Origin of the sequence: Gordonia prachuapensis (assembly GCF_036350515.1) — a bacterium.
Taxonomy (GTDB): domain Bacteria; phylum Actinomycetota; class Actinomycetes; order Mycobacteriales; family Mycobacteriaceae; genus Gordonia; species Gordonia prachuapensis.
The window spans coordinates 160,574-176,888 of the sequence record NZ_JAZDUE010000002.1; the positions used below are offsets into that span (position 1 = coordinate 160,574).

At 66.4% G+C, this 16,315-nt stretch carries 15 protein-coding genes; 4 read left to right on the forward strand and 11 right to left on the reverse strand.

Translation table 11 applies throughout. The features are described from left to right. The first annotated feature begins 244 nt into the window (after window positions 1-244). On the forward strand, window positions 245-844 hold the full coding sequence (locus V1Y59_RS03145; RefSeq protein WP_330503381.1) for a TetR/AcrR family transcriptional regulator: 600 nt from the start codon (window positions 245-247) through the stop codon (window positions 842-844). Then, a complete protein-coding gene (locus tag V1Y59_RS03150) occupies window positions 841-2,067 on the forward strand; it encodes an NADH:flavin oxidoreductase (RefSeq protein ID WP_330503382.1) in 1,227 nt (408 codons plus the stop codon). The genes V1Y59_RS03145 and V1Y59_RS03150 overlap by 4 nt, the downstream gene beginning before the upstream one ends. Here V1Y59_RS03150 and V1Y59_RS03155 read toward each other — a convergent pair. Together V1Y59_RS03155 and V1Y59_RS03160 are read right to left on the reverse strand one after the other, a co-directional pair. After that, window positions 2,064-3,455 (reverse strand): DUF1254 domain-containing protein, encoded by a 1,392-nt coding sequence (locus V1Y59_RS03155; RefSeq protein WP_330503383.1) that lies wholly within the window; start codon window positions 3,453-3,455, stop codon window positions 2,064-2,066. The genes V1Y59_RS03150 and V1Y59_RS03155 overlap by 4 nt on opposite strands. Next, window positions 3,452-5,089 (reverse strand): serine hydrolase, encoded by a 1,638-nt coding sequence (locus V1Y59_RS03160; RefSeq protein ID WP_330503384.1) that lies wholly within the window; start codon window positions 5,087-5,089, stop codon window positions 3,452-3,454. Before V1Y59_RS03160 ends, V1Y59_RS03155 begins: the two co-directional genes overlap by 4 nt. A gap of 450 nt (window positions 5,090-5,539) precedes the next feature. Between V1Y59_RS03160 and V1Y59_RS03165 the strand changes: the two genes are divergently transcribed. Then, the gene (locus tag V1Y59_RS03165; protein WP_330503385.1) at window positions 5,540-7,600 is read left to right on the forward strand and encodes a prolyl oligopeptidase family serine peptidase; all 2,061 of its coding nucleotides are present in this window, start codon (window positions 5,540-5,542) and stop codon (window positions 7,598-7,600) included. Between the two features lie 790 nt (window positions 7,601-8,390). Here V1Y59_RS03165 and V1Y59_RS03170 read toward each other — a convergent pair. The 8 genes from V1Y59_RS03170 to V1Y59_RS03205 form a co-directional block, all read right to left on the reverse strand. Continuing rightward, window positions 8,391-8,999, reverse strand: coding sequence for a hypothetical protein (locus V1Y59_RS03170; RefSeq protein WP_330503386.1), 609 nt, complete (start codon window positions 8,997-8,999; stop codon window positions 8,391-8,393). A gap of 543 nt (window positions 9,000-9,542) precedes the next feature. After that, window positions 9,543-10,220 (reverse strand): AAA family ATPase, encoded by a 678-nt coding sequence (locus V1Y59_RS03175; RefSeq protein ID WP_330503387.1) that lies wholly within the window; start codon window positions 10,218-10,220, stop codon window positions 9,543-9,545. A 97-nt stretch (window positions 10,221-10,317) separates the two neighbouring features. Then, complete coding sequence (locus V1Y59_RS03180; RefSeq protein WP_330503388.1) at window positions 10,318-11,136, reverse strand: hypothetical protein; 819 nt, start codon at window positions 11,134-11,136, stop codon at window positions 10,318-10,320. Window positions 11,137-11,176: 40 nt separating this feature from the next. After that, complete coding sequence (gene ppk2 / locus V1Y59_RS03185; protein WP_330503389.1) at window positions 11,177-12,139, reverse strand: polyphosphate kinase 2; 963 nt, start codon at window positions 12,137-12,139, stop codon at window positions 11,177-11,179. A gap of 91 nt (window positions 12,140-12,230) precedes the next feature. Further along, window positions 12,231-12,746, reverse strand: a complete 516-nt coding sequence (locus V1Y59_RS03190) for a DUF6764 family protein (RefSeq protein ID WP_330503390.1) — start codon at window positions 12,744-12,746, stop codon at window positions 12,231-12,233. 124 nt (window positions 12,747-12,870) lie between these two features. Then, window positions 12,871-13,311: an SRPBCC family protein gene (locus tag V1Y59_RS03195; protein WP_330503391.1), complete on the reverse strand. Its 441-nt coding sequence runs from the start codon at window positions 13,309-13,311 to the stop codon at window positions 12,871-12,873. A 61-nt stretch (window positions 13,312-13,372) separates the two neighbouring features. Further along, a complete protein-coding gene (locus V1Y59_RS03200; RefSeq protein ID WP_330503392.1) occupies window positions 13,373-14,047 on the reverse strand; it encodes a DUF4166 domain-containing protein in 675 nt (224 codons plus the stop codon). 96 nt (window positions 14,048-14,143) lie between these two features. Then, window positions 14,144-14,764 (reverse strand): TetR/AcrR family transcriptional regulator, encoded by a 621-nt coding sequence (locus V1Y59_RS03205; protein WP_330503393.1) that lies wholly within the window; start codon window positions 14,762-14,764, stop codon window positions 14,144-14,146. 79 nt (window positions 14,765-14,843) lie between these two features. Between V1Y59_RS03205 and V1Y59_RS03210 the strand changes: the two genes are divergently transcribed. Next, a complete protein-coding gene (locus V1Y59_RS03210; protein ID WP_330503394.1) occupies window positions 14,844-15,359 on the forward strand; it encodes a PaaI family thioesterase in 516 nt (171 codons plus the stop codon). An 11-nt stretch (window positions 15,360-15,370) separates the two neighbouring features. Here the strand turns inward: V1Y59_RS03210 and V1Y59_RS03215 are convergent, their stop codons facing one another. Continuing rightward, window positions 15,371-16,243: a DUF3159 domain-containing protein gene (locus tag V1Y59_RS03215; protein WP_330503395.1), complete on the reverse strand. Its 873-nt coding sequence runs from the start codon at window positions 16,241-16,243 to the stop codon at window positions 15,371-15,373. Between the last annotated feature and the right edge of the window lie 72 nt (window positions 16,244-16,315).

Genomic DNA, 16,315 nt, shown 5'->3' on the forward strand with positions numbered 1-16,315 from the left:
AGCCTACGTCGGGCCGTGTCTTCGCCGCACGGCGTCCCCGTACTCATAGGTAACTTCTTCGCCGGTTCCGGCATTCCCGACAACCGTCACGCGGGTCGGCTCGGCTCCCGCGAGTCGTCGACGGTCCGCGCCACCCGGCACCGCCAGCGTCACCGAAATCGACCCGCGCCATCCGCGGGATGCTCCCGTCGCTCCGATTCCATCACTGATTGAAACAATGATTGATCTGTGCTTGCATCGACCTATGCCCGCATCGACGCGCAGCACGACGACCCGCACCGCCCTGCTGACCGCTGCCGAATCGCTCCTGCTGACCGAGGGGTACGAGCAGGTTTCCGTCCGCGCGATCTGCGCGGCGGCGGGAGCCAATCCGGCGGCCGTGCATTATCACTTCGGTTCCAAGGATGCGCTGGTGGTGGCACTCCTCGAGGACCGGATGGGGCCACATTGGGCCGACCTGCTCGACAGCTTCGACCCCACTTACGCCCGGGTGGCCGACCTCATCGACCTGATCCTGGAGCCGTTCGCGACCATTCAGTCCGAGCCGGTCGGCCACCTGCACCTGCGCCTGCTGGCCCGGTTCGTCTCCACCCACCCGGACGCGGCCTGGACGCGGCCGTGGTTTCGACTCGATCGGTGGGCACAGATGCTCGCGCAGATCGTCGACGACCTCGATGCCGACGATGCGCGCCGCCGGTGGGGCCTGGCCTTCGGCCTGATCCTGGACCAGTTCGGCGGCGAACACCCCGTGTCTCCGGCGTCCGTGTCCGCGCTGCGCGGCTTCGTGACCGCCGGCCTGTCCGCCTCCCCCGCTCCCCCAGCCCGGACCGAGGAGTCCCGATGACCAGTCCAGACCCGTTCACCCCGGCCCAGCTCGGCCCCCTCACGCTGCGCAACCGGCTCATCAAGTGCGCCACGTTCGAGGGCGCCACCCCCGACGCCCTGGTCACCGACGACCTGATCGGGTTCCATCGCGAGGTGGCCGCGGGTGGCGTCGCGATGAGCACGGTCGCCTACTGTGCGGTGGCACCGGAGGGCCGCACCGACCGACATCAGATCTGGCTGCGCGAGGACGCGATGCCGGGTCTGCGGCAACTGACCGACGCCATCCACGCCGAGGGTGCCCTCGCGGCAGCGCAACTCGGCCATGCGGGCCCGGTCGCCAACTCGGTGTCGAACCGCAAGAAGGCTCTGGGGCCGTCGCGTATCCCGGCGCCGATGGGGATGTCGGTAACCCACAAGCTCGACGCCGACGACATCGCGGCGATGGTCACGACTTTCCGGCGAGCGGCGCGGATCGCCGTCGACTGTGGCTTCGACGGACTCGAGATCCACTGCGGCCACAACTATCTGATCAGTTGCTTCTTGTCGCCGTTGCTGAATCATCGCCGCGATCGCTACGGCGGATCGCTGGTGAACCGAGCACGTTTCGCGCGCGAGATACTCGCCGCCGTCCGCGACGAGATCGGTGACGAGGCCGCGATCTGGGTGAAACTCAACATGTATGACGGTGTCGGACAACCGGGGCCGGGCCACGGTAGCAGGTTCGGCGGCTTCAACATCGACGAAGCCTGTGCCGTCGCGCAGTTGCTGGAATCCGACGGCCACATCGACGCGATCGAACCGACCGCGGGCTCTTCATTGCTCAACCCGATGTATCTGTTTCACGGCGAGCCGCCCCGTGCGGAGTTCGCGGATGCGTTCCACGGTGCGATGCGCACCGGCCTCAGGGTGGCGGCGCCGTTCTTCCTGAAGCACTACGAGTATCACGACGCCTACCTGCTGCCCCTCGCGCGGCAACTGCGCGCGGCGGTGCGCCTGCCGTTGATCCTGCTGGGCGGCATCACCGATCGCGCGTCGATGGACAAGGCCCTCGAGGAGGGCTTCGACTTCGTCGCCATGGGTCGGGCACTGCTCCGCGAACCCGATCTCCCGCTTCGCATCCGGGCCGACCCGACGACGACGTCGCGGTGTGTGCACTGCAACCTGTGCATGCCGACCATCTACTCACACACCCGCTGTCCCATCCGCGAGGGCGAGGTGCCCGACCCGTTGGCGCTGGTCTAGTGTCCCGAAACCTGCGGCGACCACGGAAACCACGTGGTCGACGTCGGAACGTACTGCCGGAAGATCAACCGGAACGTTCCCGCCGGGGCGGGTAGCCAGTTCGGCAACAGTCTCGGGTCGCCGGGTGGCCTGGATGAGAGCACGATGTCCACCGAACCGTCCGGGTTCCGCGTCAGCGCCGACGACTCCGGCCCGAGCGAGTACCGTCCGATCAGGTTGGGTACCAGGAAGTTCGCTTCGTCGTACATGGTGACCGACCACCAGCCACCCCGGCTCGGGTCGACGGGAACCAGCGGCCGTCGAGCCGGGAGGTGCAGCCGATAGGTACGCGAGCCGTCGAGCCGCGCACCGCCACTGTCGGAATCGGCGAGGAAGTAGCGTGACTCGGCCTCCTCGTTGGCACCGAGACCCCACGTGGCGACGACCGCACGGGTGACGTAATCGCTGCCGTAGTGGCCCGCCGTCGCCAGACTGCTCCACGAACCCCGTCGGGCGAGGTTGCCGGCGACCGCCGCATCGATCGTCCGCTCGCCCACAGGGATCGCCGAACTCAACAGTTCGGCGGTCGGCCCGCGACTCGGCGTCGACCCCGGCCGCACACCGACCGCGGCCATCGCCGCCACTGCGGCCGCGTCACGCGCCGGCGGCGGGTTGGCGGCCAGCACGTCGGCGAGTTCGTCGAAGAAGATCGGGCCGTCGGCGGCCAGATCCTGCGGTGACCGGCCGGTGCACGCGGGCGTGCGTAGACGCGGTGGAACGGCCGCCGGATAACCCTGTCGCGGGCCGACACTGAGCCCGATACCCGCCTGAACCTGCTGCGCGATCGGCGACCCGCCACCGGCTATCAGGACACGGCCGAGCAGCCACACGTCCCAGGTCGTCGATTGCATACGTTGCGACCCCGCCGGGATCTGCCCGGTGTATCCGGGCGGGACGACGGTGACCGATGCCGGGCCCGAACCGGTGGTCCTGGTGCCGATGTTGCCGATGACATCGGTGTACATGTCGAGCATCTGCAACGCCAGATAGCGGCCACCGGTGTTCTGGTAGCTCAGCGTCACCGGCCCGTCACGCAGGTCGAGAAAGGCTGTCGTGTACAGGGTGTCGGAGTTGGGTGCCACCACGGCGCGGATGAGGGGGTTCGCCGCGATCGGGACATTGACCAGCTGGTTGGGCGCCGGTCGCAGCGGCCCACGCGGGCAGAGCAACTGCGACCGGGTGCGCACCATCGCCACCGGTGCTGCGCCGAAAACATAGGCGTCCGCGGCACTCTGGATCGCCGCAGTGGCCGGCGCCGCCGAGACCCGCGCCGGGGCCACTACTGCGCAGGTCACCGCCATCAGCGCGGCTAGTGCCGCGGTGGCGGTTCGACGTCGACGATTCGTCATTCTCGGGTGAACACCCCGTCACTGCAGTCGTCGTCGTAGTACTCGATGGTCATCGTGTCCCCCTCGAAGGTCACGGCGGAGATCGAGCCCGCCTCCGCGTTCTCGTTGCGCATCGTGAAGGTGAACGTGTCGGCATCCCAGTGGCTGAGTTCGTGTGTCGTGACGCCGTCGGGCCCGAGGGCGAGCACGAGCCCGTCACCGTCCTCGCGCACCTCGGCGGGGCCGTACACATCGTTGCGGTAGGTTCCGACGTAGGACGGGAGTGGCTGTGGCGCAGAGGGATCAGCCGGCGGCCGCTCGCCGACGAGGGAACCGCTGGGCTCGCCCTCCGACGCGAAGAACTCGCCGTAGAGGTCCCGCCAGTCCTGCCGGATCTCGCCGAACTGGACGAGGTCGGCGAATTCCGCGGTGAGCACCTCGACCGCGCCGACCGGCGCGGCGTTGCTGAGGGCGACGATCGCGACGTCTGCCGACGGTATCGCCAGGAGGTTGGTCGCAGCGCCCAAGCCGAACGCACCGGAGTGGCTGTACTGGGTTCGCCCGGCTTCGGTGACCGTGGAGTTGAAGCCGTAGCCGTAGAAGCCGGCGCGGGCATCGGTCGAGGTGGAGGGCGAGGAGATGATCTCCGGGGTGAGCGCAGGGAGCAGCGCGTCGCTGTCGACGATCTGCTCGCCGTCGTACTCGCCCTCGGCCAACAGCATCGTCAGCCAGCGGCTGAGATCGTTCACCGATGACGAGACGCCCCCTGCGGGCGATTGCGCGTCGGGGTTACGTTGTGCCGGGGTGGGCACCCATTCGTCGTCGACCTTGACGTGTCCGACGACCCGGTCGGGTTCGGCCTCGAAGTCCCGGAATCGTGAACTCGTGCGGTCCATGCCCAGCGGATCGTAGATCGCATTCGCCGACAGCGTTTCCCAATCCTCGCCGGCCTTTCGGGCGGAGGATTCGGCAGCGGCGGTGAGGCCGAAGTTGGTGTAGTTGTACGAGATCCGGAACGGATCGAGCGGAACATAGCGGAGCCGTTCGATGACCTCTTGGCGGTCGTAGCCCATGTCCTCCAGCTTGTCGCCGGCGTGCTCGGGCAGCCCGGACCGGTGCGCGTACATGTCGCCGATGGTGACGTTCTGGGTCACGTACAGATCCGACAGGGCAAAGCCCGGCAGGTTCTCGGCGACCGGCGTACTCCACTCGACCACGTCGTCGGTGACCAGCTTGGCGATGACCGTGGCGCCGATCGGCTTCGACACCGAGGCGAGGGGAAAGACGGTGTCGGCGCCCACCTCGCGGCCGGTGCCCACCTCGGCGACACCGAAGCCCTTCGCGTACACGGACCGACCGGAGTGCACCACCGCCACCGACATCCCGGGTATCCCGGTCGAGTCCATCAACGACTCGACGAGGCCGTCGAGTCGGCCGAGCGCGATGTCGAGCCCGTCGTCGGGCAGCGGCAGCGCGACGGCGGCAGCGGGATCGGCCGGTTCCGCGGCTTCCGACGCCGACGGCGCCGGGGACGACGACATCTCGGAGTCCGTAGCCACCGTCGCGCAACCCGCTGCCAGAGCGGCGACCACACCGAGTGCGCACACGGTCGTCGCGGCACGCGCACGCGCGGCGAACCGAGTTCGGACGACCATCAGTCGTACCCGCTTCCTCACCAGAGCGTGCCGATCTGTCGACACGGCGACGTTCGACCCGCGCCAAGCCTATCGGTCGATGTCGGTCGAAGCACGGGTTCGGGCGAGGGGGTTGGGCGGGCGGGCGCGGGCGGGTCTCGATACACCTCGTCGCAGGCTCCTCGGCTACTCGACCAGCGGATTGGCGGGTGGCGGCTCGGGCTCGATACACCTCGTCGCAGGCTCCTCGGCCACTCGACCAGCGGATTGTCGGCTCCTCGGCTACTCGACCGGCGGTAGGCGGTTGGGCGGGGGTGGCGACTGGAGGCTCGTCGTCGTTCGTTCAGCACACCGGGGTAGACCTCGGCCCGCCTCGAATCTCATCGCCGCGATAGGTTGGCGAGAGGACGGCTCGCGGGACCGTGCAACGGGTGGCCGCGACGATGCGATCGTCGGAGAACGAGGAGATCCATGAGTACCGAACAGCCGACATCCACCGCGTCGGATGTCACACCGGATGACCCCTACGTGTGGCTCGAAGACGTCACGGGTGACGCTGCGCTCGACTGGGTGCGTGCCCACAACGAACCGACGGTGGCGAATCTGGCGTCCGGCGACAGGTTCAGCACCCTCGAGTCCGAGGCGCTGGAGGTACTCGACACGGATGATCGCATCCCCTACGTCAGACGTCGCGGCGAGTATCTCTACAACTTCTGGCGCGATGCGACCAACCCCAAGGGCTTGTGGCGACGCACCACGTTGGAGTCCTATCGCAGCGACTCGCCCGACTGGGATGTGCTGATCGACGTCGACGCCCTCGCGGCCGCCGAGGACGAGAACTGGGTGTGGGCGGGTGCGACGGTACTGCGTCCCGAGTACCGGCATGCGCTGGTGTCGTTGTCCCGCGGTGGCGCCGACGCGACGGTGATCCGCGAATTCGACATCGAGACCCGCTCCTGGGTCGCGGACGGATTCGAGCTGCCCGAGAACAAGTCGAGCATCGGCTGGATCGACCGTGACACCGTTTATGTCGGAACCGATTTCGGTGAGCAGCCGGACGGATCATCGGCTCTCACCACATCCGGATATCCGCGGATCACGAAGCGCTGGTCGCGGGGCACCCCGCTGGCGGACGCGGTCGAGGTGTTCGCCGGCGAGGTCGACGACGTCTCCGCGGGAGCCGGATACGACAGTACCCCCGGCTACGAGCGACATTTCGCGAGCCGTGCCACCGATTTCTTCAACGCCGAACGCTACGAGTTGCGTGACGGTCAGCGGATTCGCATCGACGTTCCCACCGATGCGCATTCGGGAGTGCGCCTCGACTGGCTGATCGTGATGCCGCGGTCGGACTGGACGATCGGCGACACCACCTACCCCACCGGAAGCCTGCTCGTCTTCGACTACGAGGACTATCTGGCCGGCGGCCGTGATGCGACGGTCCTCTTCACGCCCGACGCGCACACCAGTCTCGCCGACTACTCGTTCACCGCTTCTCATCTCATCCTCACCACGCTGCACGATGTGCACACCGAGGTGACGACGCTGACCCTCGGCACGTGGACACCGCTCGAGACGCCCGGTCTGCCGCCGCTGGCGACCATCTCGGTTCTCGACACCGACCCCGACGAGAGCGACGAGATCTTCTGGTCGGCCGATTCGTTCACCACGCCACCGAGCCTGCTGTACGGGCAGTCGGGTGGCGAGGTCGAGGTGATCAAGCAATCCCCCGCGTTTTTCGATGCCGACGACGTGGTCGCCGAGCAGCGCTTCGCCACGTCGGACGACGGGACCGCCGTCCCGTATTTCGTGGTCCGACGGTCCGGCGTCGAGTCGGGTCCGACCCTGCTCTACGGGTATGGCGGTTTCGAGAACTCGCTGACCCCGGGCTACATGGCGATCGCCGGGCGCGGGTGGGTTGCACGCGGAGGGATCTACGTCATCGCGAACATCCGCGGTGGCGGCGAGTACGGGCCGTCGTGGCACACCCAGGCGCAGAAAGCCGGACGCCACAAGGTGTACGAGGACTTTTCCAGCGTGGCCAAGGCCCTGGTGTCCGAAGGCCTGACGACGCCGAAACAGCTTGGTGCACAGGGGGGATCGAACGGAGGCCTGTTGATGGGCGTGATGCTCACCCGGTATCCGGAGTTGTTCGGCGCGCTGGTCTGCCAGGTCCCGTTGATCGACATGCGGCGCTTTCATCTGCTGTTGGCCGGCGCATCCTGGATGGCCGAGTACGGCGACCCCGACGATCCCGAACAGTGGGCGTTCATGGAGCCGTTCTCGCCCTATCAGAACCTTCGGGCCGACGCGGCATACCCGGAACTGCTGGTCACCACGTCAACCCGCGACGACCGAGTACACCCGGGTCATGCCCGAAAGCTGGTGGCGCGGTTGGAGGAACTCGGCCATTCGGTGTCGTACTACGAGAACATCGAAGGTGGGCACGGCGGAGCCGCGGACAACAAGCAGGCAGCATTCAAATCGGCGTTGGCCTATGAGTTCCTGTGGCGGGCTCTCGGGCAGGAGTGAATTGGCGACCTGCCGTGTGACCAACCACCTGGGTTCGTGTCGGAGGGCGCGGTGCGTTCGCCGGTCGCCGATGGCCCCCGTGAAAGCCAGATTTGGCGGCCCTCGTGAACGATCGGTGAGCGGTGTGTAGCCGATCCGCTCGACGGCGGCGGGTTCGACGTCGACGATGCCGGCGCCGGCAGCGGCGTCTACGTTAATGCTCTCATCGACCGAGACCGAAGCCGATTCGGCTTCGTCAATGGAGAAGTCGACTGTGCCCGTAGTAGGTTCGGCTTCACCGGACTCGTTGACAGGTTGGGGCGTCACGACACCTGGCTCGATCTCGACGGCCGGGTTTGAAGTTTCGTCCTCGCTGGGCGCAGCCGTCGGTTCGCCGGCCCCTGACGCTTCCCGGCCATCGGCGACACTCGTGTCCGAGGTGTCGATTGTGTCGGTGGTGAGGTCGGGTCTCCGGATATCGGCGCTACGGGTGTCGGACTGTCCGGCCCGGCAACCGTCCACACCACACCCGCACCGCAATTCGACACCGGGCACCCCGATCAACTCGGCCAGCGCGATCACCCGCTGCTGCCCGACCCGACGACCATCGGCCCGACACACCCGCTCGGCAATCAACCCGGCGATCCGCGCCTGCAAAAACACCCCATACTCCGCCGGGATACACGCCTCGAGGTTCATGTGCCCGAACGATTCCTTACTCAGCACCACATTCGCGTAGACATCCGAGATGTCCTCACGGTTCTCCGCAGCACCATCCGGATCCAGACCGATCACCGCAGAATCCAGATCCTCACGCCGCCGTATCCGTCGTCGCCCGATGACCCAACTCCAGAGCAATATCCTCAAACGTCACCGACACGCCACCGGTGCCCGCACCGGCATCAGGATCGGCATCGTCGGCAGGAGTGTCATCGACATCATCGGCGGTAGTGGCGTCGGCATCGGAGCCGGCGTCCCCGCCCGATTCACCAGCATCCGCCGTCGGGTCTACCCCATCAGGGACGTCCTTGTCGGCGGGGTCCTTGTCGGCGGCATCCTTGTCGTGCGTGGGATCGTCGTGGCAGTCGTTGTGCCCGATCGCATCCTCGGCAGCCTCCGCGAACCGCTCCTGCAAATCACCCTTCGGCGCCGCCGCAGCCGCCCGCACCAACAACGACATCCGATGCGTGCTGAAATCACCGTCCAGATACGCCTCACGGATCTTCGGGAACTCCGCCAGCATCTCCCCCAGACGCGACCACTTCCCCGCCATCGTGCGCGACACACCCAACCGCAACGAGATCTCCGAGATCGCAGCACGCTCGGCATGCTGACGCGCCCGCACCCGACCACCCGGCCCCTGCCCCAACAGGCGTTCGTTGTATGTCGAAAGGCCTAAGCGATACGCCCCGAGAACCACCCGCGCCTCGGCCTGCCGACTCAACCGCAACGAATCGCGCAACCCCGCGACCAGATCATCAGGCTCCGACGACGCCAGCAACCGCTCATCGGCCGGCCGATCGGAAAACGAGAACACGGAACGCCTTTCGCGAGAATTGGCTGCGCGGAACGTGGTGGGAACGAACTGATGTCAGAGTATCGGGCGGGTACGACAATATTTGTTCGTCGAAGACGTCGGTGTGGATGCCTGAATTGATTCGTTGAGAACAGGGTATCGGCCGGCACCGACAAGAATTGGCGCACAACGGTTCAAGAGGTCTCGATACACTTCTCGCCTAGCGGCTCGAAGCTACTCGACCAACAGTAGAAGACGCGGCGCGAGGCTAGACGACCAACGGTAGAAGCCGCTCGAAGGAACTCGACCAACGGTAGAAAGCGCGGCTCGAAGCTACTCGACCAGCGGTAAAAGACGCGGCGCGAGGCTAGACGATTAACGTAGAAGACGCGGCTCGAAGCTACTCGACCAACGGTGAAGAGAAGCTAGGCGACCAACACCAAGGTGTCACAGATGTCGCAGATAGCTGTTCGGTTCAGCCAGAAAACGACGCCAGTGACGTACGAGGGAAAGATCATGCCAGTCAACGAGAGTCGGTCCGTCGTCGGTCATCTCGATGATGGTCGAGCCCGGCGTCGCGGTGAGGAGCGGCGAATGCGTGGCGCAGATGACCTGGGACCCACGCTCGGCGAGTTCGGTGAGTATCGCGAGAAACCGCAGAGTCGAGGTAAACGAGAATGCGGTCTCCGGTTCATCGAAGATGTACAACCCGGCCCGGGTCAGCATGGTTTCCAGGATATGCATGAATCCCTCGCCATGGCTCTGCTGTTCCACATCGGCGTCCCAATATCCCGGCACTCCCGTGAAGCGGCGGTTCATCTCGATGACGGTCTCGGCGCGAAAGAAGAAGCCCTGCCGATCCTCCCGAGGTGCGCGGCGCATACTCTGCCCCGCCCATGTCAGGTCCAACGTCAGTAACTCGCCCAGCGGACTCTTGGGCAGATCTCGGTTTCCGCCGGTGATCCCGGCTCTGCCACCGCGCGGGTCGAGTCCGAATTGCTCACCGATCGCCTCGACCACCGTCGATTTGCCGGAACCGTTCTCACCCACCACGAAGGTGATGGGCGAACCGAACTCCAATGTGGCGCCATCGATGATCGCCGCGATCGACGGCACATCCTTCATCCACGATCCGCCGATCGGCGCGTCCCGAGCACCCACCCTTGCCCGTTCGACGAACAACGCGTCACCCCCAGCTTCGAGAACAGGCGGACGACCTGAACTACCGCCGACCGACCACGAGTCGCCCGATGATCCCCAGGACCACAACACCGCAGCCGACCGCTCCGACGATCAAGGCCAGGTCCTGCAGATCGGTTGCCGCGCCGTCGATGATGACCGCCGACACCTCTCTTCCGCCCTCTTCGGCGGCCTCGACCTCGTCCTTGGCGCGATCGGCGAAGAACATGGCCACGGCCCACGCGAACACCGCCGACGCGACGACACCCACGCCGAGCCACGCCACCACCGTCGATCGTCGCCGGGCGATCAACAGCGCCAGCAGGCCCGCGACCACGGCCACCGCCAACGACAGATAGGCCATCGCGGTGATCTGTTGGCCGACCTCGTGATACCTGCCCGCCTCGAGTCCCGACCCGCTGCTTCCGGACAGCGGCACCAGAATCGGGCCGGACACCCGCGCATCCACCCCGGTCTGTTCGATGACCCGGTTCACCATGTCGGTGATGTCGAGCTGCATCGTGGTCGTGTCCGCCCCGGCGGGGGGCTCGTCGAACAGGAACGCGTGCTGCTGCGACACCACATCGACGAAGTCGGCTTCGAACTGGTCGCTGTGCGTGTACGCGCGGGCGGCGGGCTCGACCACCGCGGACGTCGCCGGAATGCCGACCTGCTCGGCGGCCTCGTCGGCGATCTGGGAAGCCAGGTAGTCCTGGACCTCCTCGTTCTGCGCCATCGGCGTGATGGTCGTGACGAAGCCTTCCGAATCGACGAGACGCTCCTTCACCCACAACGACGGGAAGGCGAGCACGATCGCCACCATCGCGACGACGGTCAGGAGGCCACTGAAGAATGTCCGCACAGCACGAGGCTACCCAGGATGCCCGTCGATCCGTCGGCGGCTATTCCCCGACCAGGTTACGGGCGCGTCCGACGAGCAACGGGTCTGGGGCGCCGACGAGTTCGGTATTCTTGCCCTCGTAGTCGAACAGACTCAGCACGTGACGCATCGCGTTGACACGGGCACGCTTCTTGTCGTTGCTCTTCACCACGGTCCACGGCGCGTGGTCGGTGTCGGTGGCTGCGAACATCGCCTCTTTCGCCTCGGTGTAGGCGTCCCACTTGTCCAGCGACGCGAGATCCATCGGCGAGAGCTTCCATTGCCGGACCGGGTCGATCTGGCGGATGGCGAATCGGGTGCGCTGCTCGAGGGGGGTCACCGAGAACCAGAACTTCACCAGGTTGATGCCGTCGTCGACGAGCATGCGCTCGAACGCGGGCACCTGCTTGATGAACTGGGTGTACTGCTCCTGCGTGCAGAAACCCATGACACGTTCGACTCCCGCCCGGTTGTACCAGGAGCGGTCGAAGAAGACCATCTCGCCGGCCGCGGGAAGATGCTGCACGTAGCGCTGGAAGTACCACTCCGTGGACTCGCGCTCGCTCGGCTTCTCCAAGGCGATGGTCCGGGCACCACGGGGGTTGAGGTGCTCGTTGAACCGTTTGATGGTGCCGCCCTTGCCGGCGGCATCGCGGCCCTCGAACACGAGCAGATGTCGCTGGCCGGTCTGCTTGGACCACTTCTGCAGCTTCAGCAACTCGATCTGCAGCCGACGTTTGGTGACCTCGTACTCGCGGCGACTCATCCGCTCCTCGTACGGGTAGTCCTGCCGCCAGGTGTCGACGACGTTGCGTTCGGGCAAGGTCAACAGCACGGGATCGTCGTCGTCATCGTCGTTGACGGTGAACTGGGTGGTGTCGTGCAGGTCGACGAGCTGCTGAAGGGCCTCACGACCGTTGAGGACACTGAAGTCGGGGCCCACCTGCGCCGAGGCGGACGTCACGTGGTCTTCTAGCTCAGTCACGTCTCAACGATAGGCGTATGCCCCGAACGTTGTGTGGCGACGAGGTGAACGAGGTGACCCCGCCCCGGACGCAGGAGTCTGTCCGCAGGCGTCAGTTGCGCAGGTCGACCGATCCCGAGTGCAGGCACGCCTTGCCGGTCGTGCTGTCGAACGCCGCGGCGAAGCCGCCCTGGCAGATGGCGCCGTCGGCCCCGGCGATCGCCTGTCCGCCCCATCCGCCGACGGCGACCGTGACGCCGCCGTTGCGGGCCTGGGCGACCGACAGCGCCCGGGGGCCGGTCGTCACCGAGAAAGCGGTGCCGCGAGTGGTTGCCCCGGCAAGCGCGCTCGAACCGGGCTGCAGATTGCGCGCGGTGGCGTTGCCACCCTTGTCGGCGACGGCGACGGCGGTGCCGGCGTTGCTGGAGTCCTCGGCGAATGCGGAGCTACCGGGGCCGGCCTTCGCGCCGCAGCCACCGTTGCCGATGGTGCGCTCGATCTGCCGGCCGTCGTTGGCGGAGCAGGTGTTCGCCGCGGCCGTGCCGCCACCGATTCCGACCAATGCGACACATGCCGCCCCGCCGAATACAGCCACCGCGGCCCGAGCCCCAAGTTTGTTGACACGCATAGTATTCGACTCCTCGATCGCCACCCGAACGCGCCGATCCGGCGCGTGAGATCAGCGTACTCATCACGCGGGGTAACCCGCGGTCGGGGTGGACTTCCCCGACCGTGCGCAACGCGGAAAGGACTCAGCCGGCCGCGCGCCGCTCGACCTCGGCGGTCAGACCCTTGCGCGCGGTGTCGACGGCCATCTTCTGGGCTCGTTTGACGATCAGGCCGGGCATCTTGATCTTCAGCTCGACCTCGAGGGTGAACTCCACATGCGAGCCGTCGTCGGTGGGCGTGACGACATAGACGCCATGCTGTTCGCTCAGCTGATTCGCCTCGATGAGATCCCAGGTGCACGAGTTCTCGGTCCACGTGTAGGCGAGTGTCTGTTCATCGGAGATACCGGCTGCCGTCACCACCACCCGAACCTTCTCCGGTGCGCCGTCATCGTGCTCGCTGAGGATCTCCGCTTCCTTGTGCGGGCCCGACCATTCCGGCAGGGACCCCACATCCATCAGCACCTCCATCACGACGGACGGGGGCGCGGCGACATCGAACTCGGTTTTCGCGGAGACAGCCATGGGACGAACCTACCCTTCGTCGGATTCCTTGACGGGTGGAACCGGAACGCTTCCGGCTCGGTCAATGTTCACGGTCGACGAGCTCCAATGGCCAGGCCTCGTCGGGGATGTCACGCAGGGTGCACGGCTGATCGGCGGCGGTGAACCAGCCGCGGAAGTGCAGGATCTCACCGATCACCGGGTTGCGTACGGTGGCGTCGCACCGGAACCGCTGCCGCGACTCGTCCCAGCCCTCGATGTACTTCATCTGCGTGGCGAACATGCCCTTCATGCCGAGCTTGGGTCCGCGCAACCACCGCATCGGTCCGCTCTCGAGCAACAGTTCGCCCGCCCTGGTCACCGACGGCTCGATCGGGTAGAGAAGCTCGGGGCCGTCGCCGAAGTAGTCGACGAGACCCTCACGGCCAGACACCAGCAGCGAGTTCAGGTTGCGGGTGCCGTTGGTGTACTCGAAGGCGCGCAACACCGCGAGACACTCTCGCCCCAGCTCGTCGACGTAGCAATAGTGGCCCTGGGTGAAAGGCACCATCCGGCTCGTCTTCGGTGGCAGCGCGTTGCGCTTGGCGTAGTGCCAGAAGAACGGCGGCGGCAGGGCGGACGTCACGTAGACCGACTCGTAAATCCCGGTGGCGACCTGCGCCACGCCCGACGTCGAGTCGATGCTGTACCGCCACGCCACGTTGGGATGCAGCCGGTCGAAATCCGAGCCCAGGATCTGCCGGTACACCGGCGCCATGACTCAACCTCCCCCGTTCACCCCGGCGTCGACGCGGTGAGACCGCGACACGCCCCGTGCTTGGGGAAAGAACCTACTCGATCGGTGTGGCGGCCGTCACGCCGGGCCTCGGCTCGCGGCGGCGGCGGAATCGCAGAGGCGGGCGAGTTCGGCGATCACGCGGTCGAGCGGTTCGACACTTCGCCGGGTCTGGCAGAGCCCGACGGCGCCCTCGATGGCCGCGATGATCAACTGCGCCAGCGAATCCGCCCGGTCGATCTCCACGCCCTCGTGGACCAGCCGGGTCGAGATGAGCCCGGTCCATCGCGCGAAGATGCCGTCCGCCTCGTCGGCGATCTCGGGCTCCGATCGGCGCGCCAGCCCACCGGCCAGCACCGGGCACCCGAACTCGAAGTCGGTGTTGACCAGCATGCGACGCCACACGTCGCCGATCTCGGCGACGGCCTCGGCCGGCGTGGCCGAGCTCTCCCGGCTGATGCGGTGCGAGATGAAGTCCCCGCCGTAGCGGACCGCCTCGATCATCAGTTGCGTCTTACCACCCGGAAAGTGGTGATAGATCGAGCCGCGTGGCGCGGAGCTCGCCGCGATGACGTCCCCGATCGAGGTGGCCGCGACACCGTCACGACCGATCAGATCGGCGGCATGCACCACCATCCGGTCTCGCGGGCCCCGGTTCGCGGCTGTCCCGGACGTCACCGACGTCGGGTCCGATGTCATCGCTCACTCCTCGCGTTCGCACGCCGGCCGGGTGTTCGCGGCCACAGTTCTATGCAGACCTTCATATTCACCGGCTTCTATGCAACCATACATAATCATGACGACCTCACCGCAGACTTCGGTCGAATCCCCAGCCGCAGATTCCCCCGCCGCCGTCGATCCGCTCTCCATGTCCGGACTCGACCTCCTGCGCGCCTGGATGGACGACCCGAATCGGGACTCGCGACCCAGTATCGGCCGACTTCTCGGCATGACGCCGAAGGAGATCGACGAGGGGTCGGTGACGTTCGCCGTCACCCCGCAGGCCGACTTCGCCAATCCGCTCGGCACCGTGCACGGCGGGATCTGCGCGACGCTCCTCGACTCGGTGATGGGCTGCGCCGTCCACACCACCCTGCCCGCCGGGGTCGGCTACACGACGCTGGAGCTGAAGATCAATTACATCCGCTCGGTGGCGACCGATGCGGGCGACCTGACCGCGACCGGCACTGTCATCCACGTCGGCGGACGCACCGCGACCGCCGAGGGCAAGGTGTTCTCCGACGACGGCAAGCTCGTCGCGCACGGCACCACCACGTGCATCGTGTTCCGCTGACGGGCTGCGGGTCAGGGCTTGGCGGGGACGTCTGTGGCCGACGCTCCGTCGTCGCCGGACCCTGACTTCTTCGTATCCGGGAAGAGCTTGCCCATCAACCGGATTCCGACCGCACCCACCACGATCAGAATCCACCCGAGCACGGTGGTCGTGGAATCGGTGACCAGACCGGCGATCCCGACGATGAGCACAAAGACCGGCAGCCAGTCGAAGAGCCGTGCGATCGACACGGGCGGGTCGGTGTCGACACCCATCTGTTGCATCGCTCTGGGCGGACCATAGTCGGGGTAGAACTCGGTGAACGCGATCGCGAACACGGTCGCACCGATCGGGATGATCCACCCGAGCCAGAAGTTGTCCGAGGTGCCGAGTACCGCATCCCCGATGAGTCCGGCGATGGCCGATACGCCGAACGCGGCGGCCCACGCACCCGTGATCACGTAGTTGGTCCGGATGAAGATCGGTGATTCCCAGAACTCTTCGGGCTTCTGCTCCTTGGCGTACTCGAGGGTGAACGGCCGCCGGATCAGGACCGAACCGAGCGCGAACGTGACCAGCGCGAGATTGACGATCTCTCCGGCCCAGAGTTCGAGCCAGGTGATCATGGACGCTGTCGCGAACAGCCCGATCACACACAGGACCGCGAAGAACGCGACGTCGAACCACTCGAGCAGTTTGATCGAGTTGCCCAGGCGCCAGCTCGCGAAGACGACCAGCAACGCCAGACCGAGTGCCGCCGAGACCGATTCCTCGAACCTGCCCGGCCCACTCAACACCGCCATCAGGATCCACGGCGCCAATCCGGACAGCGGCGAGTTGACGAAGGCACGCACGAGCGACGAGCCCCTGGCCGGATGTGCGGAGCCGCCCGATGCGGATGTCACAGCCCAAATAATATGGCCGCGACGGCATCGTCGCAGGTCATTGGGCAGAATGCCGGAGCTGAACGGGGACGA

What these genes read in the sequence shown, in the direction of transcription:
- V1Y59_RS03205 (WP_330503393.1), bottom strand. Translation starts at nt 14,764, where the DNA reads ATGACATCGGACCCGACGTCGGTGACGTCCGGGACAGCCGCGAACCGG.
- V1Y59_RS03210 (WP_330503394.1), top strand. Translation starts at nt 14,844, where the DNA reads ATGCAACCATACATAATCATGACGACCTCACCGCAGACTTCGGTCGAA.
- V1Y59_RS03195 (WP_330503391.1), bottom strand. Translation starts at nt 13,311, where the DNA reads ATGGCTGTCTCCGCGAAAACCGAGTTCGATGTCGCCGCGCCCCCGTCC.
- V1Y59_RS03165 (WP_330503385.1), top strand. Translation starts at nt 5,540, where the DNA reads ATGAGTACCGAACAGCCGACATCCACCGCGTCGGATGTCACACCGGAT.
- V1Y59_RS03155 (WP_330503383.1), bottom strand. Translation starts at nt 3,455, where the DNA reads ATGACGAATCGTCGACGTCGAACCGCCACCGCGGCACTAGCCGCGCTG.
- V1Y59_RS03190 (WP_330503390.1), bottom strand. Translation starts at nt 12,746, where the DNA reads ATGCGTGTCAACAAACTTGGGGCTCGGGCCGCGGTGGCTGTATTCGGC.
- V1Y59_RS03175 (WP_330503387.1), bottom strand. Translation starts at nt 10,220, where the DNA reads ATGAAGGATGTGCCGTCGATCGCGGCGATCATCGATGGCGCCACATTG.
- V1Y59_RS03150 (WP_330503382.1), top strand. Translation starts at nt 841, where the DNA reads ATGACCAGTCCAGACCCGTTCACCCCGGCCCAGCTCGGCCCCCTCACG.
- V1Y59_RS03200 (WP_330503392.1), bottom strand. Translation starts at nt 14,047, where the DNA reads ATGGCGCCGGTGTACCGGCAGATCCTGGGCTCGGATTTCGACCGGCTG.
- V1Y59_RS03145 (WP_330503381.1), top strand. Translation starts at nt 245, where the DNA reads ATGCCCGCATCGACGCGCAGCACGACGACCCGCACCGCCCTGCTGACC.
- V1Y59_RS03160 (WP_330503384.1), bottom strand. Translation starts at nt 5,089, where the DNA reads ATGGTCGTCCGAACTCGGTTCGCCGCGCGTGCGCGTGCCGCGACGACC.